The organism is Bacillus sp. AF62, from assembly GCF_050312695.1.
Taxonomy (GTDB): Bacteria; Bacillota; Bacilli; order Bacillales; family Bacillaceae_G; genus Bacillus_A; species Bacillus_A cereus.
This window is the reverse complement of the sequence record NZ_JBNPJZ010000248.1, coordinates 1-448: the sequence shown is the minus strand read 5'-3', so window position 1 is coordinate 448 and position 448 is coordinate 1. Positions and strand designations below refer to the sequence as shown.

Here is a 448-nt window from a genome sequence, read left to right as displayed (position 1 = left end):
ACGAGTGGATTCCCACCTGCGAAAGGCATTGTGGAAAGCCAAGTGGATGTAGATGACATTTATGCAACATTAGGGGATGGCGTCTGATGGAGAAGTATCAGCGATATGCAGAGAATGAGCTGTACGTACTTGGTTGCCTGATGAAAGACAATGCTCTATTCGAGGAATTGAGACTGGCGCCAAAACACTTGATTCACGTACAGCATAACCAATTGTTTCAAGCCATGATGGAGCTCTGGCAAGAGGAGAAGCCGGTTAATGACATGAGTCTTTCCCAACTGAGCGAGAAGAGAATCAAGGCATTTGGCGGCGTAGGAAAAATATATGAGTGTCACCGTCAAGCGCCTACGTTACACAATTTTTCGTTCATCCAGCAAAAGATGATTGAATTTATGGCGGTAGAAGACATGTTGTTTGATATCCAAGAATTTCAGCAGAGAACGGTGGA

At 44.6% G+C, this 448-nt stretch carries 1 protein-coding gene; it reads left to right on the top strand.

The window, feature by feature from the left end:
• Nucleotides 1-86: 86 nt before the first annotated feature.
• Nucleotides 87-448, top strand: a 362-nt coding sequence (locus ACQRBL_RS32585) for a DnaB-like helicase N-terminal domain-containing protein (protein WP_427736454.1), incomplete at its 3' end; no start/stop codon positions are given.